Source organism: Nostoc cf. commune SO-36, from assembly GCF_023734775.1.
In the GTDB taxonomy this organism is placed as follows: Bacteria; Cyanobacteriota; Cyanobacteriia; order Cyanobacteriales; family Nostocaceae; genus Nostoc; species Nostoc commune_A.
In genome coordinates, this window is record NZ_AP025732.1 from 3,236,543 (window position 1) to 3,259,922 (window position 23,380).

Here is a 23,380-nt window from a genome sequence, read left to right on the forward strand (position 1 = left end):
GGTGCGATCGCTATTAAATATTTCAATAAACTGCTACACTAATTATTTATTGAAATATTTTTGGATAAAATATGGGCAGTAATATCAAACAAGCCCTTTCCTTGACTGATCATGTTCGGTTAGGAACAACCTCTTCCTCTCCATTTTTAGGTTCACCAACGTTTGACGAAGTACCTTTTCATGTACGTGAAGGACGTATGCCAGCTTTGGGAACTTACGTAGTTATCGAACGAGATAAAGATGAGATAGTTCATTACGGACGTATTATCGAGGGAACAGAGGATAACCCTCGTGCTAACCCATCAACACTGCAACAGAATCAGGCATATCAGGTAGGTTCAGATAAAACTAGACCAGGCGATCGCTCTCCACATGTTACCCGTGTGATGACTATTGAGGTTTTGGGTGAAATACATCTTGATGGTAATCATCAGATCACTATTAAAGAACCCAGTCTTTTAGCACAAACCGGTCAGGGAGTATATGAAATACCTGCTGACAGAATACCGCAGCTGCTTAATACTCCTGACACGCAAGAAGATGGTTTTTACTTAGGTGAAATAGAATCAGGTGGTAAAAGTGCTAATTTTATTTTGCCAATGGAAGCGATCGCCCGACACTTGGCAGTTGTGGGAAAAACAGGTGTAGGAAAAAGTTATGCCACAGGCGTTTTGATAGAAGAGTTAGTTAGGCATGGCATACCTATTATTGCTTTCGATGTTTTGGGAGATGTAATTCATGCTACTGAAGATTTGGGGGGTCTAAATTTTCGAGCGGGGGTAAATTTCCGTGTTCCTTACTCAGTAATTGGGCTTAGTGAGTTTTTGGGCTTTGTTCCTAATCTCACATCTGATCAATCAGAATTAGTATCTATGGCTTATGATTCTGTATTTACTGAAGCACTTCAAAGTCTAGAAAAAAGTGGCAAAGTAAATATCCAAATTGAAGAATTATTAGAGGAAATCCAAGGGGCTGCTACTGAATTTGGACAAGGAGCAGTGGGAGGGAGAGCCGCACGTAAAGTATCAACGGTATTCAAGCGTAATCCACTGCTGACAAGCGGAACAGAGTCTTGGCTAGAGGAATTTGCTCAACAACCAATAACTAATGTTTTTGTTGGACATTTGAGCCAACAGCAACGAAATTTGATAGTTGGGGCATCAGTCAGACTATTGCAAGCATTGAGAAAGCGCGATCGCATTCCACCTTTTGTCTTTGTACTGGATGAAGCGCACTTTTTCTTACCAGCAGGAGGACAGACAACAGCATCAACTCAAGTAATCCGAGAGATGATTCGTACTGCTCGACATGATGCAATTGGAGTTACATTAATTACTCAAAGTCCTGCATCTATGGATAAGCAAGTATTATTAACTTGCAATACTCGTCTAGTTTTTGCCCTAGATCCAGATGACATGAAGTTAGTATCTGGCACTTTGGGGGGTATTTCCGATGAAATGATTTCTCGTATACCTAAATTACCAAAAGGTACAGCAATCATGTCATCAAGTATGGATATAATACGCCATCCAGCACAGATACGTATTCGTAAACGCGAAACTCGTGAAGGTGCCCCAACACCGAACATTGCAGAGGAAGTGAAAAAATGGCGGCAGCAGAGGATATCTTAACTCAGAAAATTTTAGATTTATTACTAAAACAACCAGAAGGTTTAGAGGTTGACGAAATAATCAACCATTTACAAGCAAAAGATAGTGATATTTCTCCCAGAGGTGTACGCAACCTTTTAAACCAACTGGTAAAGGGAGAAAAACTGATCAAGCGCAAGCGTCAAGGTCAAGGACGAGGGAAACCACCCTATGCATACTTTAACCTCAAAACTGTATCTCAATATGTAAATCCTTTTCAGGATATACCAGGTGTAGATAGTGCCAAATCTCACTTTGTAGCTAAAACAGAAATTGAAAAAGAGCAAATAAATCCACAAGAACGGGAACGTCAAAAGCAATGGCGGACAGTTTTAGAAAGAATCGCTGCTAATAATCTACTAGCTGATACTTATGCAAAAGTAATTATTGATTACGCATCAGAAATAGCTATACAAAACCCTGTAGAGCTTGTTGTCAACATGGCACATTGGGTAGTTAATGACCTTAACCAGTTAGGGGAAGAAATTGAATGTAAATTGCAAAAATCAGAAACAGTAGAAGCTCAAGTTTTGGTTAGAAGATTAGATGAAAGATTAACATGGGCAAGAAACAATTTGCAAAAATTTTGGCGGCTTGACCGTTCACGAGATGAAATAGAAGGCATTTTAGACTTACCTTCACAAGCCAAAAATTTTTTCCGTGATGGAATACGCGCTCAATTTAATGAAAAAGCAGCACGAGATAGATTAAAAAATCGAATTATAGGTGATAGGTTAATCGATGAAACAACTCCTCCGGTAAACCAACATAAAGCAGCAGTTGGAACAGATGCTTCCATAGCAAAAATTTTTCTTAATCACACTTCCGGTAGCTTTATTCCTCCAGATCCCGTCATAGTGACTACTTCTGCTGCTGCAATGGTAGTTGATGACAATAATCCTACAAAACAGGAATATTTAGATTTTGATATTTCTCCTGATGGATTACAGGAATATGAAGAATATAATGCTGCCGCTAAAGGTTTAGTACTATCTCCAAATCTAATGCGAACACTTGGTACTGACACCTTTAAAAGAGCGCAAACAGCGGCCTTAGAACTGCGTCAATATCATCAAGATTACCGTGTTGCAACCAGAACTACTGAATGGCGGCCTATGGGTAATTTACCGGATTTAGAGATTAATCCAAAAGTAACCCTCATTTTTCGAGATGGTCGTGTGTTTCCTGTTGTACATAGAATTAACTTCTATGAAGCTGATGGCTTATATGGTGATATTGTACGTAATCAAATCGCAGAATTTGCTGGAGTTATTCATAATACCCTGTTAAATCCTCTTGGTGAAATTGTTTATGGTTCGGCAGTAAAAAATCCAGAGCTTTCATGGTTATCACCTTTAGTATTTTGGTATTTGTATAACAGAAAAATTCAGGAACAGGGTAAATTTATAGTTAATGCCGATGATGTTTATAAAGCGCCTTTTGTCGATACATCAGTATCTCATCTTTTATTTCTAGGTTTAGCTAACCATTCTAGTGAGTTTAATAAACAGAAACACTTTATAAGCTGTCGAGTTCTCAGACGATTTTCAGATATTGCTTTTGTAGATGATATATTACCCATAATCATTTCAAAAGATGAGCAACCTGAGCCTTTGAATGAAAATGATATAGAGGACTGGCAAACTTTTATTGCTCAACGCCTTGCTAGAAAAAAAGCGAATGGCGAAGAAAATAGACTAGAAGAAGATGACTATACACCATTTATTTATATATGTCAGAAAGTAGGTGTACTAATGTGTTACGCTGCCCCTACTTCTGCTTATGAAATAATAGTTAATGGTGATTCTGGTGGAAGTGGACACTTTTTAATTCCTCGTCTTGAAGTTGCTATTAATTTAGAAAAGCAAAACTTACAAACTTACCAAAAAACACTAGATAAGATGCTGTCATGGTTAGCGGCAGGACGTTGGGAACGCGATCATGGACATACACAAACAGGTTTTGATGAAGGAGAAACAGAAAGTCGTTATCCTGTTCTTGTACCCGATGTGACACTCTATGCTGATGAAGCAGCAAAATTTGCCCGTAATAAATTGAGTGACGAGGTAGAGGAGAAAGTCAGAAATCTAATTGCTGACTTGAAAAAGCATTTGGCAGGTGGACGCTGATATAGAAAAAGTATGTCAGGTACTTGACATCTACAATAAACATTGCAAAAATTGTTTTAGTGTAGAAACAGACTGAGTTACTCTTAATGGGTATTTGGTTTGATGCACTTTGCCAATGAAAAAGCCAGCCCCATTAATTGCGTTTTTGGGTGTCTGGCTCTGAATCAATTTATTTTTCGTAATGACAATTATGACAGAAAATATTCCAAAAGTCGATCTCACACCGACAGAAATTGCGCTGCGGTTAAGTGAGTTACTAAAAAGTAGAATTTCCAACCGACAAATAAACCAGCTTTTAGAAGAGTTGGGTTTGCAAAAGCACCTAAAGACTAGAAATGGTAAGTCAAAGTGGCTACTTACTGAAAAAGGTCAAAAATACGGTCGAGTTTATTTAGTTACCAATACTCAGGGTAATTGGAGTGGTAATCAAATTAAGTGGAGTGAAGAAGTAATTAATCTTCTCCAACAAGAACCTACTAGGTTGACGGCTTAAAGCGATCGCCAGTATCAAGTTTGAGTAAGATTACAGTATTTACAGCGCTTCCGCCTGTTATAAGGTACACTAGGTTAAAATATAAATACTTTTAAATGAAGTCATACTCTATCGAGCTTCGAGAAAAAATAGTTGCAGCACATATTCAAAAAAATATCTCAATCAGGAAAGTAGCTAACATATTTTCTGTCTCAAAGAGTTTAGTGCAAAAGCTTGTAAAACAACAAAAACTTGAAGGAAATTTACAACCAAAGCCGCGAGGAAAACCACAATTTAGTCATCTGACAAATGCTGACATAGAGTTAAGAGAATTAGTTGAAGCACATCCAGATGCAACATTGATAGAGTTGTGTGAATTATTTGCAGACAAAACTGGTAATTGGGTAGGTCGAAGTGCAATGTGTCGTGCCTTACAAAAATTAGGATTAAATCGTAAAAAAAAACATTGCGGAGTAGTCAAGCAGCAACAGAAAGAGTTCAAAAACTAAGAGTAGAATATTGGGAACAGGTCAGAGATATAGATCCAGATAACTTAGTATTCCTAGATGAGACAGGAGTTTTATTAGGTCTGGCAAGAACTCATGCGCGTTCGCAACAAGGAACAAGAGCTTACGACCAAAAACCATTTTATAGAGGTGCAAAAGTCACAGTAATTGGAGCAATTAGTATTAAAAAAGTAGTGGCGTTAATGACGATGAATAACTCAATGGATAGCCAAGCATTTGATGTATTCATTGAGAAGTTTTTAGCGCCTAATTTATGGACAGGAGCAGTAGTCGTCATGGATAACTTACCTGCCCATAAACTAGCATCAATTGTACCAATGATTGAAGCTGTAGGTGCGAAAGTTATTTGTTTATCCTCATACTCTCCTGATTTTAATCCAATCGAGTTATGGTGGTCACAACTCAAATCTTTTTTACGCAGTTTTGCTCCAACTACAACAGAAATGGTTGATACAGTAATCTCAGTTGCACTCGACTTAATGAATCCTCAACATTTAAAAAACTGGTTTACTAATTGTTGCTATTGTACCTCATAACACCGGGAAGTGCTGTAATACTTGAATTGAAGTAAAGAATCACTGATTTTTTACTTCAATTCAGAATTAATATTTTGTCTGTGATTTTTACCATCAACCACCACATATTAATTCCTAAACGGAGAGGGGGAGATTCGAACTCCCGGAGGTTTTAGCCTCATCCGATTTCAAGTCGGACGCAATCGACCACTCTGCCACCTCTCCAGTAAATCTGTCAAACTTGTGCTGATCCTAGTTTTAGACGCTATTCAGGCGCTTTTGTTGGTTAGCACTAAACTTGACAGATAATACTATACCCTATTATCTACGCAGATTGCACTACTGGATTTGATCGCTCATACAAAATTTCCTCTTTAGCCACCTGAAAGTCATTCCCCACCCAAATTAGGGAAACTTGCGAAACCACACCCGCCTCTAGGGTGACAATGGAAAAATTACGCAACTTCTCGCCGTCATTTTCCACAATCCTGGGGACACTAGCCGCATTTAAGTAAATTGTTCCCTCTGGACTTCTAAATATGGGTTTGCGCTGCACCTTCTTGGTATGGCGTAAATCTCGGTGCATATGGCCAAATGTCACCAGAGGAATGGTTTTACCAGCAGTCAAGGCATGAGAAATCGCCTCGCCAAAATCTGGATCGCCAAAATCGCCGCCAATTGGGTGCCAGTCTTTGCCGCAGGGGTCTTCGGGGCGATCGCCTAAACCACTAGGCCCATTGTGACCCAAAAATATAATTGTCTCGTAAGCGGCACTTTTAACAGCTTTGAAGATGCGATCGGCGGATTCTTCCAAACTCGTCACACCGTAACGTTCTTTACAGATTTCCGCGAATTTCCACTCTGGGCCACCCCAAGTAAAGGGACGACCCCCAACTACAGTTAAATTCCAAGCGGGAAAATCTAACTTACCGTAACCGACATGGGACGAACCTAATAAATCGAGTTGTTCCTGTACCCAGTCTTCCTTAGATCGGTCATAAGGAGCCTTTTTGCGTCCCCATTCGGTGGCGGTGTACCAAGCATCGTGGTTGCCCATCACGGCTGCTTTGGGAATATCGAGAGAAGCGATCGCTCTGACCACTTCCACCGATTCATTGCCAAAATCCCCGACAAACAGCACTAAGTCAACACCCAAATGCTTGAGTGCAACGCCATCTTCCACTTCCCATTGGTCGTGAATATCTCCGACTACAGCAATTTTGAGGTTTATCGATTGAGTTTTCTGACTGGTCATGCCACTTTCCTTGCCGTCTATCTCCAGGATATGAAACTCAGCCCGATTTGGACACAACCCCAAAATATCAACCGTCCACTATTTTTGGTAAAAACTACTATAATTGAATCCACAGGACATACATTTGCAACATAAAGCACCCCTAAACTGTGTTTACTACTGCACTAGCTCAACGCGAAAACGCCCAACTGGGTGAACTACCACTAGATTTGTTTGCTGCCATCCAGAGTCTCAAAAAAGAACTCAACGCCGTTATCCTGGCACATTATTATCAAGAGCCAGATATTCAGGATATTGCAGACTTTATTGGGGATTCATTACAACTAGCAAAAGCCGCAGAAAAAACTAATGCGGATGCGATCGTCTTTGCTGGCGTTCACTTCATGGCAGAAACAGCAAAGATACTTAATCCCGATAAATTAGTACTTTTACCAGATTTGGATGCTGGTTGTTCTTTAGCCGACAGTTGTCCAGCAGACGAATTCGCAGCTTTTAAAGCAGCGCATCCGAATCATTTGGTGGTGTCTTACATCAACTGCTCTGCTGATATCAAGGCGATGAGCGATATTATTTGTACTAGTTCCAACGCTGTGAAAATTGTCCAGCAGATACCGAAAGAACAGCCGATTATTTTTGCCCCAGATCGGAATTTGGGGCGGTATGTCATGGAACAGACAGGACGAGATTTGGTGCTATGGCAAGGTAGCTGTGTTGTCCATGAAACCTTCTCGGAAAAGAAAATTGTTCAATTAAAAATTGCTCACCCAGAAGCAGAGGCGATCGCACACCCAGAATGTGAAAGTAGTGTATTGCGCCACGCTAGCTTTATTGGCTCCACAGCCGCCTTACTGAAGTATTGTCAAAGCAGCCCCACGAAAGAATTTATCGTTGCGACAGAGCCGGGAATCATTCACCAGATGCAAAAACTAGCTCCTGATAAGCATTTTATTCCTGCACCGCCGATAAATAACTGTGCTTGTAACGAATGTCCGTTTATGCGGTTAAATACCTTAGAAAAGCTTTACTGGGCAATGAAAAATCGTACTCCCGAAATTACCATGTCAGAGGATATTCGCCTTGCTGCACTGCGACCAATGCAACGAATGCTGGAGATGAGCGTGTAACCAGTATTTTTTATCCATAAGGTAGAGGCGCAGTTTTATTGCGATCTCTACCCACAAGTTATTTTTTCTAACCACTTGCAATTTCTAAAACATGGTGCTAAGATTTTAAATCGTGAGACAAATCGGGTCGGTGTCCGAGTGGTTAATGGAGACGGACTGTAAATCCGTTGGCTAGCGCCTACGCTGGTTCAAATCCAGCCCGGCCCACCACTTACGAAGTTATAAGTTATAATGTCTGGGTAAGCATCAAAACTCCCAGCATTTTAACTTTTAACTGAAACATAGAAATTATATTTCGCCCGTGTGGCTCAGTGGTAGAGCACACCCTTGGTAAGGGTGAGGTCACGAGTTCAATCCTCGTCACGGGCTTTGATTATTGAAAATCAAAGCTTTTATTTAACAATATTAAGCTTGAAAGCTATCAATACTTATTTTTTACAGCTTACGAAACTTTGCTGTTTTATTTCCATGCATTGAATCTAAAAATAATGCTATTAATAAGCTTCTAATATTTTGTGTGTACTACAAAAATGAATTTAAGTATTTCCACAGAAATATCTACAATTTCAGACCAAAATGAATCTGCTCCAAATTTAGAGGAGTGGCGTAATAAAATTATTCTTGGCGACTGTTTGGATATTCTACAATCTATTCCTTCTAATATTGTTGATCTTATTGTCACCTCGCCTCCTTATGCAGATAGTAGAAAAAATACTTATGGAGGGGTTCATCCTGATAAATATGTGGAGTGGTTTTTACCCATATCTCAAGAATTGAAGCGAGTTTTGAAAGATGATGGAACATTTATATTAAACATCAAGGAAAGAGTAGTTAATAGTGAACGTCACACCTATGTTTTAGAACTCATATTGGAGATGAAAAAACAAGGTTGGTTGTGGACAGAAGAATTTATGTGGCATAAAAGAAATTGTTTTCCTGGTAAATGGTCAAATCGTTTTCGTGATGCTTGGGAGAGATGCCTACAGTTCAATAACCAAAAAAAATTTAATATGTATCAAGAGGAAGTAATGGTTCCAACGGGTGACTGGGCGAAGTCACGACTAAAAAACTTGAGTGAAACAGATAAAAGGCGGGATAACTCAAAAGTTGGTAGTCCTTTTGGTAAGAAAGTTGCAAATTGGGTAGGTCGTGATTTGGTATATCCCACAAATGTTTTACATCTAGCAACAGAATGTAATAACAAGAGTCACAGTGCTGCTTTTCCTAAAGAACTTCCTTCATGGTTCATAAAATTATTTACTAAAGAAGGGGATTTAGTGCTTGATCCTTTTGTAGGATCTGATACTACGTGTGTAGTTGCAACAGAGCTAAACAGAGAATATATTGGTATAGAAATAAAATCAGATTACTATGATTTAGCAATAGCAGAGGTAAATGCTGTCAATAAGAGTACTACCCAACTGAAATTATTATGAATAATTATCTTTACCACAATTATTATGATTATCTTTCAGAGGAAGTTGTTACTCCCTTTTATAACAATAGACTTAATAGCCTAAATAAATTACGTTTAAAAGATGTTCTGAAGCGGAAAAATCCTTATTTATTTAAAGCTAAAAATATTGAGTTAGCTGGAGATTTGGTAAAAAGTATTGTCGATGCTTTCCTCTCTTCACAAGAAGAAACAATGTTTGGAAATTTACTAGAAGGATTTGCTATCTATATATCTCAAACTTTATATAATGGTTTCAAATCTAATTTCAAAAGTGTAGACTTAGAATTTGAAAGGGATGGAATTTATTATATAGTAGGAATTAAATCTGGAACTAGCTGGGCTAATTCTGACCAAATAACAGCTATGAGAAATAATTTTAAAATCGCAAAACAAAATTTAAGACAGAAAAGCATTACCAGTGAAATTATTGCAGTAAATGGCTGTATGTATGGAAGAGAAACTGTACATTTAAAAACCAATATAGATATTGATAAGATTTATTACAAATATGCTGGTCAGGATTTTTGGTACTTTATATCTAATGATGATAATCTTTATCAAGAAATAATTGTGCCAATTGATGAAAAAGCAAAAGAGAGAGATGAGAAATTTAAATCTGCATATTCTGCAAAAGTTAATGAAATGACTCAAGACTTTATACTCAATTTTATGAAAAACAATCAAATTGATTGGGTTAAATTAATTGATTATGTATCCAAAAGAGGAAAAGTTGAATTAGATAACTCTATACAAACCAGTTTATTTTGATTGTATGGTAAAAGTAATAAGACTTCTGTACTCTATTTTGATTTCTCTTCAAGACAAGACTCTAGTTTTCCATAAGCTTTCTTAACCCAATACCCTCTAGGTGGCTTTTCTACCCCATAAGCCTTACACCACTTTTCTACAGCTTTATCAGACACGCCAAAATCTCTCCCAATTTGTGCAGTTGGCTTTTCCCAAACTAGTTTTCCTAGTTCTTCTTTTGATGGTCTTTCAACTTTTCTGGTATGAATTCTAGAGTCTGGGTTAACCTTTCTAGTTGTTAAGTCAACGCCAAACTCCTTGTAGGTTCTCTTAAGTGCTACTTCAGTTAAATCTGTAAAATCTTCCCACCAATAAAAAGGATTGGGTGATTTAGGTGGCGTTGTCCTGATAACCGCAACCGCCAAACTTGATTGATGGATACACTACTTTGTTTATATCTGGCAAATAAAGGCCATAGAAATCAAAGTCATCAGATTTGTACTTTTTCTCATGACAACCATTCTTGTCTGCCCAATTGCTTTTATTTTTCAGTGTGCCATCACAACTGTATTTAGCTTGAATTCTGTAACATTGACCATCTTTATAGGCAATCAAATCAAAGGGTGCATGTTCAGTTACTACTGGTACAAAAACCGAATATTCTTTCTCGACTAAATCTGCTATCACTTTAGCAGCTGCTAGATCACCCTTATCTTTTGTGTGGTGCATTTATATGAACTCTCAAGCCTATTTGGTAAATTACCATGAAAAGGCTTATTTAGGGTTCATATTAAGTTAAAACGAGCGCGGCAGGGTTCGAACCTGCGACCAACGGATTAGAAATCCGTGGCTCTATCCACTGAGCTACGCGCCCAACATAAATTAATGGCTCCCTATGGAGTCACCTGCACTATTATATCGTGTTCACCTACCAAGAAGCAATCAAAAATTGCAGATTTTCCACTAGCAAGGCTAAGATGCAAGTCGCTAGTTAGTTAATCTACACCGAAAACGAAACAGATGGGGTATTGGTTTAGATATATTGTGTTGTCAAGGGGTTATTTGCCCGTTAGCGCTAACGTCCTCTGGGCGGCTACCTTCGGGAAGGAACTGGCGATCGCTAGGCTCATTTTCACTGTATGCTAAGTAATTTCAGCCTTGGCGATACTGCCAAATGCCATTATATATTCCATATTAAGAGTGCCCCTGTGAGGAGTTATTTGCTAGTGCCATGTTTATTCTCAAACGGCAGGATGTTGAAATATCAAGCATTCAGCACCCAAAAAAGGATCAGCAGGTGCCGATCCTCAATTATCAAGGGCAGACTTTTCGCTTGATTAGTGTTTTCAAAGCTAGTCAAGAGGAAGAAGCTAGAGCCTTATGGAGAGAATTAACGGATAACCGGGGTAAAGCCTGTGTTTTGCTGGAAGAACCCGAACGCTTTAGTGTTTGGGGTAAAATCCGTTTAGAGCAGTTAGATAGTGACACAGGTGGTCATGGCAAAACGGCGATTTTAATCCAAGCCGGCATTTTGCTGTTGCAGGGTGTTTCTATCGACATTGAAGAGTTTTTAGGTGCTAGACAAGCTGCATTATTTGAAAAAGATATTGCGGAGGTGTTCAAGCAGAAACAATTTCCCCAAGCATCAACCCTTGAAGCAGTTAAATATTTGGTATCTACTAATCCCTTACCGACAGCTAAAATACCTGATTGGCAAGAAAATCATGTAGTAATTCTGTTACAAGAACTGCATCGATTAGGAAAAGGCTATTTTGGCAACGCTAATTTTACCAAACAAGTGATTTATAAGCTAGAAGATATGCCAGAAGCCGAGCGATCGCTGTTTATCACTTGGCTAAATCAATCGCCACTGGGTAAACTATGGCAGTAGCATGGAACTTTTTTCACAAAATTCCTGCCACTGGCACTTGCTTTTGGTGTCCGATTGTGTATTACCTAACAGACACACTGCTAGATATACAGTCCTTTAACTCAAAATACTGCCAGAGAGCATCTACATAGTCAAGTCCTATGAATAACTCTTACGAGAATTCGTTCCTTTCTAAATCAATTTTCACCACTCAGAACATTGTCTTAGCTAATATTGGCTGGGCCGTACTGGCACTGCTATACTTTTTGTTGTTTAGTGCCAAAGTTCCCGGAGCAGATGGCATCGAAAGCCGAGCCGAGTGGTATGTGATTGGTACAAATATTTTTGAAGCTTTAGCTTATTTGGCTGCCAGTATCTTATGCTTGAGGAACTGGCTGAGTCCGCAAATCGTCAGTGGCCGGAATGTTTGGCTCTTAATTGGGCTAGGTATGCTTTCCTATTTCGTTGGAGGGATAATTTTCGGCTATACCGAAATAGTTTTAAAAGATGAACCGGATGTGTCTGTAGGCGATATATTTTTTGTACTTAGTTATCTATTACTTGGCGCGGGCATGATTTTAGCTGTGGCTTCCAGGCGAATCAATCTGGAAAAATGGCAGTGGCTGATTGTGTTAGCAATTGCAGTGTTCGGTAGTTTGTTAGCATGGTGGATTTCTATGCAACAGGAAACACCCTCAGAACTGCTAGTCGCTATTTTGAATTGGTTTTACGTAGTTAGCGATGTGGTTCTGTTAATTATTGCTACCACTCTGCTGTTAGCCTTTTGGGGGGGAAGAGTTTCCCAGTCTTGGCGAATGATTGCAGCCGCGGCCTTTTCGCTTTACATTGCAGATATGTGGTTTAAATATGCCCAAGGCCCCAATTATCAAAGTGGAGAGATATTAGAAGTGTTTTGGGTGTTTAGTGGAGTGTTATTTGGCATGGGCGCTATCTTAGAATATGACGCATCACTAAGACGAACGCGGCGTACCAGTGGACGAAAACGAGCTTAGTAAAGATTTTTGGTATCTACCGTGAGAAAATTAACAGATTCTGACAAGCAAGAAATTCTTAAGTTATATCGAGAGACTGCCGAAACAACCTCAACTTTGGCAGACCGCTATGGTGTGAGCAACTCGACAATTAGTCGTCTGCTCAAAAGCACTTTGCCAGAAGATGAGTATGAATACTTAGTCTCCTTAAAGCGGGCTGCGAGAACTCCTGAGGGTAGGGCGCAGGTAAGCTACGAGCAGTTACCTCTGCTGACTCAACCAGAGCCGGAGATAGAGGTTCCACCTATCGAGAGCCACCCTGTGGAAGTACCAAAGGTTGAGCCACTGCCACGTCGGGTAATTCATGTAGAGCAGGAACTTTTCTCAGAGGAAACGGCAGAATCACTCGCTGCTAGTAGACGGGTGCGGCGTCGTCCCTCGGCGACGGAAAAACCAAAGCTCCGAGTTACAGAGAAATTAGAAACTCCAGAGCCAAAGCTGCCGGAAATAGTCAGTATCCCCATCCCACCGCTAAAGAATGAACATCCAGGTGCGGCTGTCATCGCGCAAATGCTGGGCGAAGATTTGCTAGACGAATCGGAGGATTTGGACGATTTAGAAGATGATGATTTAGAAGATGATGACTTTGAGGAAGAAGATTTTGATGACGATGACCTGGATGACCAAAGGCCGTTAGTCACAAAACGAAGACCAGGTGAAGCATCAGTTCAAGTTTTACCTCTGTCGATAGCGAATTTGCCCAAAACTTGCTATCTGGTAATTGACCGTTCCTCAGAATTAATTACCCGTCCTCTCAAAGACTTTGGTGATTTGGGGCAAATTCCCAGCCTAGAAACCCAGCAAAGAACTCTACCGGTGTTTGATAACCATCGTGTCGCCAAGCGCTTTTCTACCAAGCGCGATCGCGTGATTAAAGTTCCTGATAGTAAAATGCTCCATAAGGCTCGGACTCATTTGCAAGCCAAGGGCATCACGCGACTGCTGATTGATGGTCAGGTCTATTCCTTGTCTACAACGCTTTAGAGGTCATGGAGACACCTTCTGGCTATGGTGTGGTATTGGTGACGGCTGGCAACATGCAGGAGGCAGAAGCAATTGCTAATGCCCTTGTGGAAGCTAAACTTGCTGCTTGTGTGAGTCTGTTACCAATCCACTCAATTTACACCTGGCAAGGGGAACTGCACAAAGAGCAAGAATGGCAATTAGTGATTAAAACTGATTTGGCGCAATTTCTGGCAATGGAGGTCAAAATTAAGGAATTGCATTCCTATGAAGTGCCAGAAATTATTGCTTTACCAATTCTTGCCGGTTCTCAAGCCTACTTGCAATGGATTTCCCAGCAAGTTAAAAGTAAAGAGTGAGGATTGTTATAACTTCTCACTCTTTGACTCTCAACTACTAAGGGACTTCCAAGAAATAAATTATCCAATCTTCCAATACCTCTGCCAATTTAAGAGGGTGAGTTGATGATGCTTTGACGATTAACTCCCCTTTTCTGAGGTTTAGCAAAAACAATAACTCCTAAAAATTCCTTTAAGGTTTCCCGCAAGGTTTTTTTAAGGTATTGCCCGCAGTGTTAAGGTTCTGACAGCCCAACCTCCCTTGTAAGATCAACGCTTATGTATGGGGAATTTTGCCAGTTTTTGCCAAAAATTTTGCAGCCTCTTATTTTGACAAAGGTATTGATCTTCTGGGGTGGGTATCTTGCCCGCTTTTGACTATGGACGGGCAAGATGCCCACCCCACAATAAATAGTTGTATATTTTTTATTTGGAAGTCCCTAACTCTAAATACAATACAGTTCAGTTAAGCATTTTTTCCTTCTCTCTGTGTTCTCTGCGCCTCTGTGGTTTGTTAAAAAAAATTGATTTGACAAAGGGTTTTAACCTTAATTAAACCGTATTGACTCTAAGTACAACTTTGCATAAAATCGTGGACAATTGAGGGTTGAAATTTAAACGCAAAGGTAAGCGCTGAGGGACGCAAAGAATTAATAAAATGTTGTACTAAGCGTAAACAGCCCTTGCAAAACGCTCTGCCAAGTAGATAATGTCTTGTCTACGAGCAATTTGGTTCATCCATTGTTTGGGAATATTTTCCACGCCGTAGTAAATTCCTGCTAACCCACCAGTAACAGCAGCAGTAGTATCGCTATCTCCGCCTAAGTTGACAGCTTTCAGTACCGCTTCAGAATAAGACGAGCTATTTAATAAACACCATAAAGATGACTCCAAGGTATCAATCACATAGCCACCAGAATTAATCTCTTCCACTGGTATCTTGGCAATCTCACCACTGAAAATTCTGCCAAAATGCGGCTTCTCTAATAAAAATTCTCGGACAGAATAAATTGTCTGGATATCTTGTAGTGCTTGTAAATAAGCTGTTTGCGGGTCAGACCCTTCCAAGAGCGCCACTGCAATACTAATATAAATGCCACAGGCCATTTGCGATCGCGCATGAGCATGAGTAATCGCTGAAACATCATGCACCCGCGCCAGCAATTCGCCTAAGGTGAAGCTTCTGTGACAATAAGCCATCGGCAAGATTCTCATTAAAGAACCATTGCCATTACTATTTTCAACTTTACCGCCCGCCTGATGGGGAACCACTCCCTGCTTTAGGCGCATAATTGCTGTGTGGGTAGTTTGACCAATATCAAAGACATCGCCACGTGGAGTCCAGTAAGCCTCTTTGTACCAGCGCCAGAAGGAATTGGCTATAGCATCCAACGAATACCCCCTACAAAGGCACTCTGCCAAGCAAAAGCTTAAGGAACTGTCATCCGACCAAGTTCCTGGTGGTTGATTCCATGTGCCATAACCCTGCATCGTTGTCACTGGAGATTTTACTCGTTCAGCGCGGCTAGTAAACTCCACCGGCACACCCAACGCATCACCGACACATAAACCCATCAAACCAGACAACGTTTTTGTAGCGGTTAGCATTATTCAATCTCCACAAGAATTGCTCAAAATTAACTTTATAGATTCCCTCTATAGCTTGTTGCAACGGATGCTACAGCCCACTTTTCATCATCTGTGAAAAGCTCGGCAAAAATTGTTAATCGGGTATTTTTTACCAGTTTACGGCTTAGTTTTAGTTCCAAATATTGTGCCAGTTTTAAAAGCGTCTATTTTTGGAACAAAGAACCCAGATCAAAAGACATTGAATGTAATTATAACAGCTTATTCTTGACTTTCCGGGTAGTTAACCTGTAAACATAAAGCATCAATAGCAACATTTATTTAATAAAATCTGGGAAACATTTGGAACATTCTCACATAATTATCGACTTGGAATATACAAGTAAAAAATACAAAATTTGGTAAAAATTATGAAGCGCTTACTCAAGTCTTTCATGACAATTTCTGCATTGTCTTCTTTAATAATTGCTCCTCTTGTTCTATCAGCTAGTCAAGCTTCTGCTGAAACCAAAAAAGGTACTGATGCTAGCTATGTTGGTGCTGGTGTTGGTGCTGGTGTTACCAGTGGCGGACAAGGTATCAACGATGATGCCACATTTGGTGGTAATGTCACAGGTCGCGTGAAATTAGGAACTACACCATTTTCTGCACGCGGTAATGTCCTTTGGAGTGATAAGACAAGTGCTATTATTCCAGAACTTTCTGTGGATGTGCCTATCGCTAATAGAACTAATGCCTATTTAACTGGTGGTTATTCTTTTGTAGAGAAAGATGGCTCACCAACTCCCATAGGTAATAAAGATTCAGTAGTGGTAGGTGCTGGTGTTGAATCGGAAGTTGCTAACAACTTCCTCGTCTACACTAATGCTAAAGTCGGGCTTGGTGCTTACCAAAATAGCGATACTCCTGCTGTTAGTATCAATGGCGGTATTGGATATCGCTTCAAATAAAAGATTATTGAGTCCTCAGTCAGTTTATACTTTACTTAGTACTCAGGACGGGCTAAACGCCCCGCTACCGCTAACAGCACTTAAAACTCATTACTTCAAAAAGCTGGTTTTGTTAAGTGTTACATCACTGACAAAGCCTGCTTTTACCGTGGTAAAATTAAACTATTCCTCATTATTCCGGCCGGATTACCGGGGATCAAATAGCCGAAGGGTGCTGATTCGGCGTCTACGTAATGCTTTATTGAGAATACTATACAAGTCTAATGGTTAAATCTGCTCCTTCCCCCACCGCAACCCGTAAGCCTTCCAAAGTAGAAGGAATCAAGGAAAATAGTAATTTTTTGCGTGAACCTGTAGCAACTGAAATCCTTGAAGACACTACCCATTTTACCGAAAATGCGGTGCAGCTTTTGAAGTATCACGGTTCTTACCAGCAGGATAACCGCGACAACCGCACCAAGGGACAGGAAAAAGATTACCAGTTTATGCTGCGGACAAAAAATCCGGGTGGTTTAGTACCGCCGGAGCTATATCTGGCTTTAGATAAAATAGCTGATGAGTATGGCAACCACACCTTACGAGCAACTACTCGTCAAGGTTTCCAGCTGCACGGAATTTTAAAGAAGAATCTTAAATCAGCAATTGCCACCATTGTCAAGAACCTGGGTTCGACTTTGGGAGCTTGTGGCGACATTAACCGCAACGTAATGGCTCCACCAGCCCCCTTTAAAAATCGCCCAGAGTACCAGTATGCTTGGGAGTATGCCCAGAATATTGCTGACTTGCTGACAGCGCAAACAGGCGCTTATTACGAAATTTGGTTAGATGGGGAAAAGGCAATTAGTGCTGAAGAAGCCCCAGAGGTGAAGGCGGCGCGACAACGCAATGGGAATGGCACAATTATCCATGACAACGAAGAACCGATTTATGGCACGTACTATATGCCCCGCAAGTTCAAAATTTGCGTGACGGTGCCAGGGGATAATTCGGTTGATTTGTATTCCCAAGACCTGACGTTGGTAGTGATTACCAATAAGAAGAAGCAATTAGAAGGATTTAATATTTTTGCTGGTGGTGGTTTAGGTAGAACCCACGGAAAAGAAGAAACTTTCGCTAGGTTAGCAGACCCCATTGGCTATGTGGCAAAAGATGATGTCTACGATATCGTGAAAGCGATTGTTGCTACCCAGAGAGATTATGGCGATCGCACCGATCGTCGTCATGCCAGATTAAAATATTTAATCAACGATTGGGGTGTAGATAAATTCCGCACTCAAGTTGAAGAATATTTCGGTAAATCAATCGAAGCTTTCAAACCACTGCCAGAGTTCAAATATTACGACTTCCTCGGCTGGAATGAACAAGGTGATGGCAAGCTATTTTTAGGAATTTCTATTGACAATGGTCGAATCAAAGATGAAGGTTCGTTTCAACTGAAAACCGCCTTGCGGGAAATTGTCGAGCAGTTCAACTTACACATCCGTCTAAGTGCCAACCACAATCTGATTTTTTACGATATCGAACCAGATAGCAAGGAAGCTATTCAAGACATTCTCAGCCGTCATGGTGTCGGAGATGACCCTAGTCAAATCGAACCTTTAGTGCGGTATGCAATGGCTTGTCCCGCGTTACCTACTTGCGGCTTGGCAATCACGGAATCAGAACGAGCAATACCGGGTATTTGGAGCGGGTTCGCGCCCTTTTGGATAAAGTTGGTTTACAAAATGAACATTTTGTGATCAGGATGACAGGATGCCCCAACGGTTGCGCTCGTCCCTACTTAGCAGAATTGGGCTTTGTCGGTAGCGCTCCAGAATCTTACCAATTATGGTTAGGGGGTTCGCCAAATCAGACTCGACTGGCACAACCTTACACAGAGAAGCTGCACCATAATGATTTAGACAGCTTCCTAGAGCCTATTTTTGTTTACTTTAAGAAATCTCGGAAATCCAAGGAAAAGTTTGGTGATTTTTGCGATCGCGTTGGTTTTGATTCGATCCGCGAATTTGCTGCTAGCTACGATCCCCAAACAGCCAATGGTGCAAACAAATCACGCCACCGGGTAAATTTGAAAGAAGAGGTTTATGGCAAATTGAAAGAAGTAGCAGAAAGCCAAGGTAAGCCGATGACTCAGTTAGTCACTGAAGCGCTAGAAGCTTACTTCCAGAATCTTTCGTAAGCCAAATAAATAATTAAACCATGATGGACACAGATGGATTTATCTGTGTCCATCTTTGATTTTATATTCTTGAAATTCTCAAATCTCATGTCTCAACTGCAAAGAATTGCGATCGCACCTTCCCAATTTCAACAAGGACAAATTTTGCTCACCAAAGAACAGCAACATTATTTGGGGCGTGTGTTGCGCTTGCGTGAAAGCGATCGCTTTATTGCAATGGATGGTAAGGGAAAATGGTGGTTAGCGCAGTTAGCAGGGGAACAAGCACAGGTTTTAGAAGCGCTTTTGGTAGAAACAGAATTACCTGTATCAATTACGTTGATGGTGGCGTTGCCTAAAGGTAATGGATTTGATGAAGTGGTGCGTTGTTGTACAGAGTTGGGAGTAACTTGTATTGCACCAGTATTGAGCGATCGCACTTTGCTTCATCCTAGTCCTCAAAAGCTCGAACGCTGGCGGCGTATCGCTGCCGAAGCCGCCGAGCAATCAGAGCGGTCTTTAGTACCAACAATTTTAGAGCCTGTTGCTTTTGATACGGGTTTGTCATTTGCAAACAGCCAGCAATATATCTGTGTAGCGCGTGGTGAGTTTCCCCATTTAAAAGATTGCTTACAGCACAAAGGACAAAGGACAAATGACATAGGACAAGAAACGATTGTCATTGCTACGGGGCCAGAGGGAGGATGGACAACACAAGAAATTGAAAATGCGATCGCATTTGGATTTCAGCCTGTTTCCCTTGGTCGCCGTATCCTCAGAGCAGTTACAGCCCCAGTAGTAGCATTATCCTTGATTACCGCAGCTTGTGAAGTATAAATGATTTATAGCTCACGCAAAAGTAATTTTGCGCGAGACATTGATCCAGTGGATTGAAACATGATTGAGCAAGTTGCGATCGCCTTTGAGCATAAAGATTATCAAACAGCTGCTAAATTACTGAAACAGCTGCTAGTAGAATCGCCAGAACATCCTTGGGTACAATTTTATCTCGGTCGGCTGCATGAAGTATCTGGAAAGCGCCAGGATGCAGAAAAAGTGTATCGGCAATTGCTGCGAGATACGAGGAATAGTAGAATAGTGACCCTCGCGCGTGAAGGTTTGCGGCGGCTACAAGAAATCGAACTAGATGAAAGACAAAGAGCTATTTCCCAAGCAACAGCCGAAGGGAATAACAGTGAACTTGGGGTACTAGTTTTAGAACCACTTAGTAACGAACTCAAAACAGAAGCTTCTCGAAAATTTGCCCAGATTATGCAGCTAGACCCTTACACTGCAAGGCTGTTACTGCCAAGTCGTGGCTGGAGATTATACCGCTCTGGACAAGTGGGAGAACTAAAGTTTTACGGTAAACAGTTACAGCAGGCTGCCATTCCTTGCTTTTGGGCAACAATAGCTCAAATTCAGCAAATTCAAGTTTATCAAGTCAAATATTTTCAAGAATCTACCCCAAAAGCTACAGTTGTTTGCCGTAATGAGACAAATCAACTCGGTTCTCTTACCTTTGACTGGTCAGAAGTTACAGCTAGAGTAGTGGGACTGTTGCCCATTTTTGAGGAAGTCGTAGATCGCGACGTGCGCGGGAAACTGGAACGGAAAACTCAAACACAAGACTATGCTCAGTTTTGTGATTTACACATACCTGGTAGACGTTGCATTCTCCGACTTTATGATAACGGCTACGAATTCCAGCAAGGTTTAAAAATCATTCCCCAAGCTAGCCAAAATACAATCAGAATTAATTGGAATACTTTATCAAGTTGGATTCACCAGCAACTCCCTCAAGCCCAAATCTGGTCAGATTTCACATCTTTTGCAGATACAACATTAGATCAAACAGAAATGCTGGGACATATCAAGCCTTACATTAATCTTTTCCGTAAAGAACAGACTAATTGGGATTCAGCTTTTCATTTATATAGTGGACTAATTTTGGTTAAATAATTAGGCTTCAGTGGTGAAATTATCTTTAAATTCATCATCAAGAAAAGTTGAGTAAAACAGATAGTTTTAATTAAAAAGCCTCAACCCTAAAAAGCGCAGTTGTAGTGGAGAAAATTAAGCGATCGCTCCTACTTTGGAGAGTTCCCCCATCTACAACTGGCAAAGTTATCTTAACCTTGCATATTTCACATTAGATATCGTAAATTTACGCTCTCTATCAATTGTTAGGGGTTTTAATCTGACGTGCCATTTCTAGGTAAGCACTCATATTCGCTCCTGGACGGCGACGACCATTAGAGCTAGTAGTCGAAGGAGCAAGATATTTTGGCGCAAATGTTGTTTCTTTTGGCTCCTCTTTCAGGACTTTGGCTGCTGCGGCTTTTGCATTTTTGCCCGGTTCAACTTTAAGGCCTTCAGCAGTCTGCACAAGCGTAACATCGACTGGTTTGGAATTTTTAGCTGATTTTTCCTTAGTTTTAGCTGCGGCAGTTTTTGTCCCGTTCAATGAAGCTGGCTTGGATGCTTCTGGTGCATCAGAAGTACCTGTTGCCGTTACTTTCTTCGCATTCGATACAACTGTCTCTGCCACTTTCTTTGCGTTCGATGCTACCTCTTTAGCAGCATCTTTGGCAGCATCTTGGGCTTCGTCTAGTTCCAAAAAGTAGCCGTTGCTTTTGTTCTTTCCTCGTAACAGTCCGGTAATGAAACCCAGAATACCCGAAATTAACTTTTTGATAAAATCCATTACAATTACTCCTGCCTTTTACCTTTTATATTTGGAACTCAACCGTAATTGTTAATAATTACGACAAAATGTTACATTTTCTGCTTTGCATCACCCCGTTTTGGTGACAACCCTTATAGGTTTGTGCTTAATTAACATTGTAGTAAAACTACAGGGCAAATGTTCTGTTGCAAGCATTTGCAACCTGGATACACCAAGAACTAATTATTAAATTTTACTGTAACTAAGAGCAAGATTCTGAAAGCAAGCTTTATAATAATTAACATTTCTTTGTTTGTTAAATATTTAATTGAAGTTAAACAAGCATTTTACTCTCAACCAGTGGGAGGACTGTCATAGCCTATTGGCAGATATTGATATTAATTTGTTAAATTTTATACAAAGCTATAGTCAGAAGCATTTCAGTTTAGCAAAAATATCTCTAAAAGAATCCGAAAAGCAATAGCTTAATTTTGTAGAGCAGTATGTACCTACAAAAGTAAAATACACCCCTTAATCCAGCCAATTTTGTAAATGAACATTGAAAATCAACAATTCAATCCCGTTTTGTTAATACACGGGATTGACGATACAGAGGCAGTTTTCCATAAAATGAGGGCAAACCTAATACAACAAGGCTTGTCTGTACATGCACTGAATTTAGTACCAAATAATGGTGATGTGGGTCTTGATGAATTGGCAAAGCAGATAGCCGATTATGTTACGGCTACCTTTGCATCAGAACAACGCCTAGATTTAGTGGGCTTCAGCATGGGAGGAATTGTCAGCCGTTACTATGTCCAGCGACTAGGAGGAATTAACCGCGTGCAGAGGTTTATCACAATCTCTTCACCCCATCATGGAACTGTAGTTGCTTATGGCTCTCGGCGTCCTGGTTGCGTACAAATGCGCCCCGACAGCATTTTTCTCAAAGATTTAAATTCTGATGCCATAACATTGGGGCAGCTAGATTTTACGTCGATCTGGACACCTTATGATTTGATGATTGTTCCTGCCAATAGTTCACAAATGTCAGTAGGACGCGAAGTAATAGTCCCTGTCCCTCTACACCCCTGGATGCTGACAGACTCCAGAAGTTTAACAGTAGTCACAGCAGCTTTAAAAGAGCCTATTAAGCTACCCTTGTTGAAGAAAAAACTCAGTCACTAGCAGCTATAATTATTGCCGCGCTTGATTTATTCATCTTTTAATTACGAATTACGAATTACGAATTTTTTAAGTTCTATCCCCAATTTGTGTGTGTTCGTAACTTCCAAAAATCGCCTCTGAATGACTATAATACTTGAATTCCATGAGGTTATAAAAGGGATCTTCTAAAAAGAAAGTCCGATGCTCAAGAGGAGAACCAACAAAGCGATTTTTGGTTTCCTCACGAAAAAGTAACTTTTGTTGTTGTGCCCTTTCTAGTAAGTCTTGCCAATCACATTCTTGGGTAAAAATTAGCCCAAAGTGTCGGGGATAGATGGTAGCTTGCGCCCTCAAAGGTTCTTTGGTGACGTGAGCCACTAGTTGATGACCGTAGAGATTGAGAATCAAAGCGTGGCGGTTTTCACGACCAGGAATGCAGCCCAAGCCATCCACGTAATATGCTTTTGTTTGGGCAATGTCAGCCACAGGGAAAGCCAGATGGAATAAAGTTTGACTCATAGGTTGTTTCAAAAAAATTAGTAGTTACTCGATTTACAATTTATGCTGTTAGATGTTGCTTGTGGTCAACTTGAATACAGTTTTAATTAACATTAACTTATATCCTTTATGTTTATGACTCAGATTGGTGACTGAGTAATACTTTCTTTAGTCGCTATATCTATAGCTATGACTTCGCCCTGTCTTTATTATATAATTTATACTTAATTATTGAGATAACTGCTTTGTCTTGTG

The 23,380-nt window shown here is 40.4% G+C and carries 20 protein-coding genes, 4 tRNA genes and 2 pseudogenes; 19 read left to right on the forward strand and 7 right to left on the reverse strand.

What is annotated here, in order from left to right; genetic code table 11:
* The first annotated feature begins 71 nt into the window (after positions 1-71).
* The 5 genes from ANSO36C_RS14520 (at position 72) to ANSO36C_RS14540 (ending at position 5,313) form a co-directional block, all read left to right on the forward strand.
* Positions 72-1,631 carry an ATP-binding protein gene (locus ANSO36C_RS14520; RefSeq protein WP_251960101.1) on the forward strand — a complete coding sequence of 520 codons (1,560 nt, stop codon included), beginning with the start codon at positions 72-74 and terminating at the stop codon, positions 1,629-1,631.
* Positions 1,607-3,778, forward strand: a complete 2,172-nt coding sequence (locus ANSO36C_RS14525; RefSeq protein ID WP_251960102.1) for a helix-turn-helix domain-containing protein — start codon at positions 1,607-1,609, stop codon at positions 3,776-3,778. The genes ANSO36C_RS14520 and ANSO36C_RS14525 overlap by 25 nt, the downstream gene beginning before the upstream one ends.
* 190 nt (positions 3,779-3,968) lie before the next feature.
* The gene (locus tag ANSO36C_RS14530; protein WP_251960103.1) at positions 3,969-4,271 is read left to right on the forward strand and encodes a hypothetical protein; all 303 of its coding nucleotides are present in this window, start codon (positions 3,969-3,971) and stop codon (positions 4,269-4,271) included.
* Positions 4,272-4,366: 95 nt separating this feature from the next.
* Entirely contained in the window at positions 4,367-4,759 is a 393-nt protein-coding gene (locus ANSO36C_RS14535) for a helix-turn-helix domain-containing protein (RefSeq protein ID WP_251955951.1), read from the forward strand.
* Positions 4,717-5,313 carry an IS630 family transposase gene (locus ANSO36C_RS14540; protein ID WP_251955950.1) on the forward strand — a complete coding sequence of 199 codons (597 nt, stop codon included), beginning with the start codon at positions 4,717-4,719 and terminating at the stop codon, positions 5,311-5,313. The genes ANSO36C_RS14535 and ANSO36C_RS14540 overlap by 43 nt, the downstream gene beginning before the upstream one ends.
* Before the next feature lie 119 nt (positions 5,314-5,432).
* On the opposite strand, the gene ANSO36C_RS14545 is transcribed toward ANSO36C_RS14540, so the two are convergent.
* A tRNA-Ser gene (locus ANSO36C_RS14545) sits at positions 5,433-5,517 on the reverse strand.
* Between the two features lie 100 nt (positions 5,518-5,617).
* Positions 5,618-6,547 carry a TIGR04168 family protein gene (locus tag ANSO36C_RS14550; RefSeq protein ID WP_251960104.1) on the reverse strand — a complete coding sequence of 310 codons (930 nt, stop codon included), beginning with the start codon at positions 6,545-6,547 and terminating at the stop codon, positions 5,618-5,620.
* 149 nt (positions 6,548-6,696) lie between these two features.
* On the opposite strand from ANSO36C_RS14550, the gene nadA reads away from it, so the two are divergent.
* From nadA to ANSO36C_RS14575, 5 genes are all read left to right on the forward strand, one after another.
* Positions 6,697-7,671, forward strand: coding sequence for a quinolinate synthase NadA (nadA, locus tag ANSO36C_RS14555; protein WP_251960105.1), 975 nt, complete (start codon positions 6,697-6,699; stop codon positions 7,669-7,671).
* A gap of 124 nt (positions 7,672-7,795) precedes the next feature.
* Positions 7,796-7,881, forward strand: a tRNA-Tyr gene (locus ANSO36C_RS14560).
* 87 nt (positions 7,882-7,968) lie between these two features.
* Positions 7,969-8,040, forward strand: a tRNA-Thr gene (locus ANSO36C_RS14565).
* A 161-nt stretch (positions 8,041-8,201) separates the two neighbouring features.
* Positions 8,202-9,107: a DNA-methyltransferase gene (locus tag ANSO36C_RS14570; protein ID WP_251960106.1), complete on the forward strand. Its 906-nt coding sequence runs from the start codon at positions 8,202-8,204 to the stop codon at positions 9,105-9,107.
* A complete protein-coding gene (locus ANSO36C_RS14575) occupies positions 9,104-9,895 on the forward strand; it encodes a PmeII family type II restriction endonuclease (protein WP_251960107.1) in 792 nt (263 codons plus the stop codon). The genes ANSO36C_RS14570 and ANSO36C_RS14575 overlap by 4 nt, the downstream gene beginning before the upstream one ends.
* A gap of 32 nt (positions 9,896-9,927) precedes the next feature.
* On the opposite strand, the pseudogene ANSO36C_RS14580 reads toward ANSO36C_RS14575, so the two are convergent.
* Together ANSO36C_RS14580 and ANSO36C_RS14585 are read right to left on the reverse strand one after the other, a co-directional pair.
* A pseudogene (locus ANSO36C_RS14580) lies at positions 9,928-10,603 on the reverse strand (group I intron-associated PD-(D/E)XK endonuclease).
* Positions 10,604-10,675: 72 nt separating this feature from the next.
* Positions 10,676-10,748: transfer RNA gene (locus tag ANSO36C_RS14585), tRNA-Arg, on the reverse strand.
* Between the two features lie 357 nt (positions 10,749-11,105).
* On the opposite strand from ANSO36C_RS14585, the gene ANSO36C_RS14590 reads away from it, so the two are divergent.
* The 4 genes from ANSO36C_RS14590 to cutA all read left to right on the forward strand — a co-directional run bounded on the left by ANSO36C_RS14590 (position 11,106) and on the right by cutA (position 14,118).
* Complete coding sequence (locus ANSO36C_RS14590) at positions 11,106-11,765, forward strand: Npun_F0813 family protein (RefSeq protein ID WP_251960108.1); 660 nt, start codon at positions 11,106-11,108, stop codon at positions 11,763-11,765.
* 140 nt (positions 11,766-11,905) lie between these two features.
* The gene (locus ANSO36C_RS14595; protein WP_251960109.1) at positions 11,906-12,757 is read left to right on the forward strand and encodes a hypothetical protein; all 852 of its coding nucleotides are present in this window, start codon (positions 11,906-11,908) and stop codon (positions 12,755-12,757) included.
* A gap of 21 nt (positions 12,758-12,778) precedes the next feature.
* Positions 12,779-13,780 (forward strand): helix-turn-helix domain-containing protein, encoded by a 1,002-nt coding sequence (locus ANSO36C_RS14600; protein ID WP_251960110.1) that lies wholly within the window; start codon positions 12,779-12,781, stop codon positions 13,778-13,780.
* A 5-nt stretch (positions 13,781-13,785) separates the two neighbouring features.
* Positions 13,786-14,118 (forward strand): divalent-cation tolerance protein CutA, encoded by a 333-nt coding sequence (gene cutA / locus ANSO36C_RS14605; RefSeq protein ID WP_251960111.1) that lies wholly within the window; start codon positions 13,786-13,788, stop codon positions 14,116-14,118.
* Between the two features lie 645 nt (positions 14,119-14,763).
* Here cutA and ANSO36C_RS14610 read toward each other — a convergent pair.
* Positions 14,764-15,705 carry an ADP-ribosylglycohydrolase family protein gene (locus ANSO36C_RS14610; protein ID WP_251960112.1) on the reverse strand — a complete coding sequence of 314 codons (942 nt, stop codon included), beginning with the start codon at positions 15,703-15,705 and terminating at the stop codon, positions 14,764-14,766.
* Positions 15,706-16,094: 389 nt separating this feature from the next.
* Here ANSO36C_RS14610 and ANSO36C_RS14615 point away from each other — a divergent pair, with 389 nt between their 5' ends.
* The 4 genes and pseudogenes from ANSO36C_RS14615 to ANSO36C_RS14630 all read left to right on the forward strand — a co-directional run bounded on the left by ANSO36C_RS14615 (position 16,095) and on the right by ANSO36C_RS14630 (position 20,754).
* Complete coding sequence (locus ANSO36C_RS14615) at positions 16,095-16,634, forward strand: porin family protein (RefSeq protein WP_251960113.1); 540 nt, start codon at positions 16,095-16,097, stop codon at positions 16,632-16,634.
* 263 nt (positions 16,635-16,897) lie between these two features.
* A pseudogene (gene sir, locus ANSO36C_RS14620) lies at positions 16,898-18,813 on the forward strand (sulfite reductase, ferredoxin dependent).
* A gap of 87 nt (positions 18,814-18,900) precedes the next feature.
* Positions 18,901-19,629, forward strand: a complete 729-nt coding sequence (locus ANSO36C_RS14625) for a 16S rRNA (uracil(1498)-N(3))-methyltransferase (RefSeq protein WP_251960114.1) — start codon at positions 18,901-18,903, stop codon at positions 19,627-19,629.
* Positions 19,630-19,689: 60 nt separating this feature from the next.
* Positions 19,690-20,754, forward strand: a complete 1,065-nt coding sequence (locus ANSO36C_RS14630) for a tetratricopeptide repeat protein (protein ID WP_251960115.1) — start codon at positions 19,690-19,692, stop codon at positions 20,752-20,754.
* Positions 20,755-20,971: 217 nt separating this feature from the next.
* On the opposite strand, the gene ANSO36C_RS14635 is transcribed toward ANSO36C_RS14630, so the two are convergent.
* Positions 20,972-21,499, reverse strand: a complete 528-nt coding sequence (locus tag ANSO36C_RS14635) for a hypothetical protein (RefSeq protein ID WP_251960116.1) — start codon at positions 21,497-21,499, stop codon at positions 20,972-20,974.
* 513 nt (positions 21,500-22,012) lie between these two features.
* On the opposite strand from ANSO36C_RS14635, the gene ANSO36C_RS14640 reads away from it, so the two are divergent.
* Positions 22,013-22,648, forward strand: a complete 636-nt coding sequence (locus tag ANSO36C_RS14640; RefSeq protein WP_251960117.1) for an esterase/lipase family protein — start codon at positions 22,013-22,015, stop codon at positions 22,646-22,648.
* Positions 22,649-22,714: 66 nt separating this feature from the next.
* On the opposite strand, the gene ANSO36C_RS14645 is transcribed toward ANSO36C_RS14640, so the two are convergent.
* Positions 22,715-23,146 (reverse strand): VOC family protein, encoded by a 432-nt coding sequence (locus ANSO36C_RS14645; RefSeq protein ID WP_251960118.1) that lies wholly within the window; start codon positions 23,144-23,146, stop codon positions 22,715-22,717.
* Positions 23,147-23,380 lie beyond the last annotated feature (234 nt).

Coding starts and splice junctions, on each gene's coding strand:
- ANSO36C_RS14520 (WP_251960101.1), top strand. CDS start 72: ATGGGCAGTAATATCAAACAAGCCCTTTCCTTGACTGATCATGTTCGG.
- ANSO36C_RS14525 (WP_251960102.1), top strand. CDS start 1,607: ATGGCGGCAGCAGAGGATATCTTAACTCAGAAAATTTTAGATTTATTA.
- ANSO36C_RS14530 (WP_251960103.1), top strand. CDS start 3,969: ATGACAGAAAATATTCCAAAAGTCGATCTCACACCGACAGAAATTGCG.
- ANSO36C_RS14535 (WP_251955951.1), top strand. CDS start 4,367: ATGAAGTCATACTCTATCGAGCTTCGAGAAAAAATAGTTGCAGCACAT.
- ANSO36C_RS14550 (WP_251960104.1), bottom strand. CDS start 6,547: ATGACCAGTCAGAAAACTCAATCGATAAACCTCAAAATTGCTGTAGTC.
- ANSO36C_RS14570 (WP_251960106.1), top strand. CDS start 8,202: ATGAATTTAAGTATTTCCACAGAAATATCTACAATTTCAGACCAAAAT.
- ANSO36C_RS14575 (WP_251960107.1), top strand. CDS start 9,104: ATGAATAATTATCTTTACCACAATTATTATGATTATCTTTCAGAGGAA.
- ANSO36C_RS14590 (WP_251960108.1), top strand. CDS start 11,106: ATGTTTATTCTCAAACGGCAGGATGTTGAAATATCAAGCATTCAGCAC.
- ANSO36C_RS14595 (WP_251960109.1), top strand. CDS start 11,906: ATGAATAACTCTTACGAGAATTCGTTCCTTTCTAAATCAATTTTCACC.
- cutA (WP_251960111.1), top strand. CDS start 13,786: ATGGAGACACCTTCTGGCTATGGTGTGGTATTGGTGACGGCTGGCAAC.
- ANSO36C_RS14610 (WP_251960112.1), bottom strand. CDS start 15,705: ATGCTAACCGCTACAAAAACGTTGTCTGGTTTGATGGGTTTATGTGTC.
- ANSO36C_RS14615 (WP_251960113.1), top strand. CDS start 16,095: ATGAAGCGCTTACTCAAGTCTTTCATGACAATTTCTGCATTGTCTTCT.
- ANSO36C_RS14625 (WP_251960114.1), top strand. CDS start 18,901: ATGTCTCAACTGCAAAGAATTGCGATCGCACCTTCCCAATTTCAACAA.
- ANSO36C_RS14630 (WP_251960115.1), top strand. CDS start 19,690: ATGATTGAGCAAGTTGCGATCGCCTTTGAGCATAAAGATTATCAAACA.
- ANSO36C_RS14635 (WP_251960116.1), bottom strand. CDS start 21,499: ATGGATTTTATCAAAAAGTTAATTTCGGGTATTCTGGGTTTCATTACC.
- ANSO36C_RS14640 (WP_251960117.1), top strand. CDS start 22,013: ATGAACATTGAAAATCAACAATTCAATCCCGTTTTGTTAATACACGGG.
- ANSO36C_RS14645 (WP_251960118.1), bottom strand. CDS start 23,146: ATGAGTCAAACTTTATTCCATCTGGCTTTCCCTGTGGCTGACATTGCC.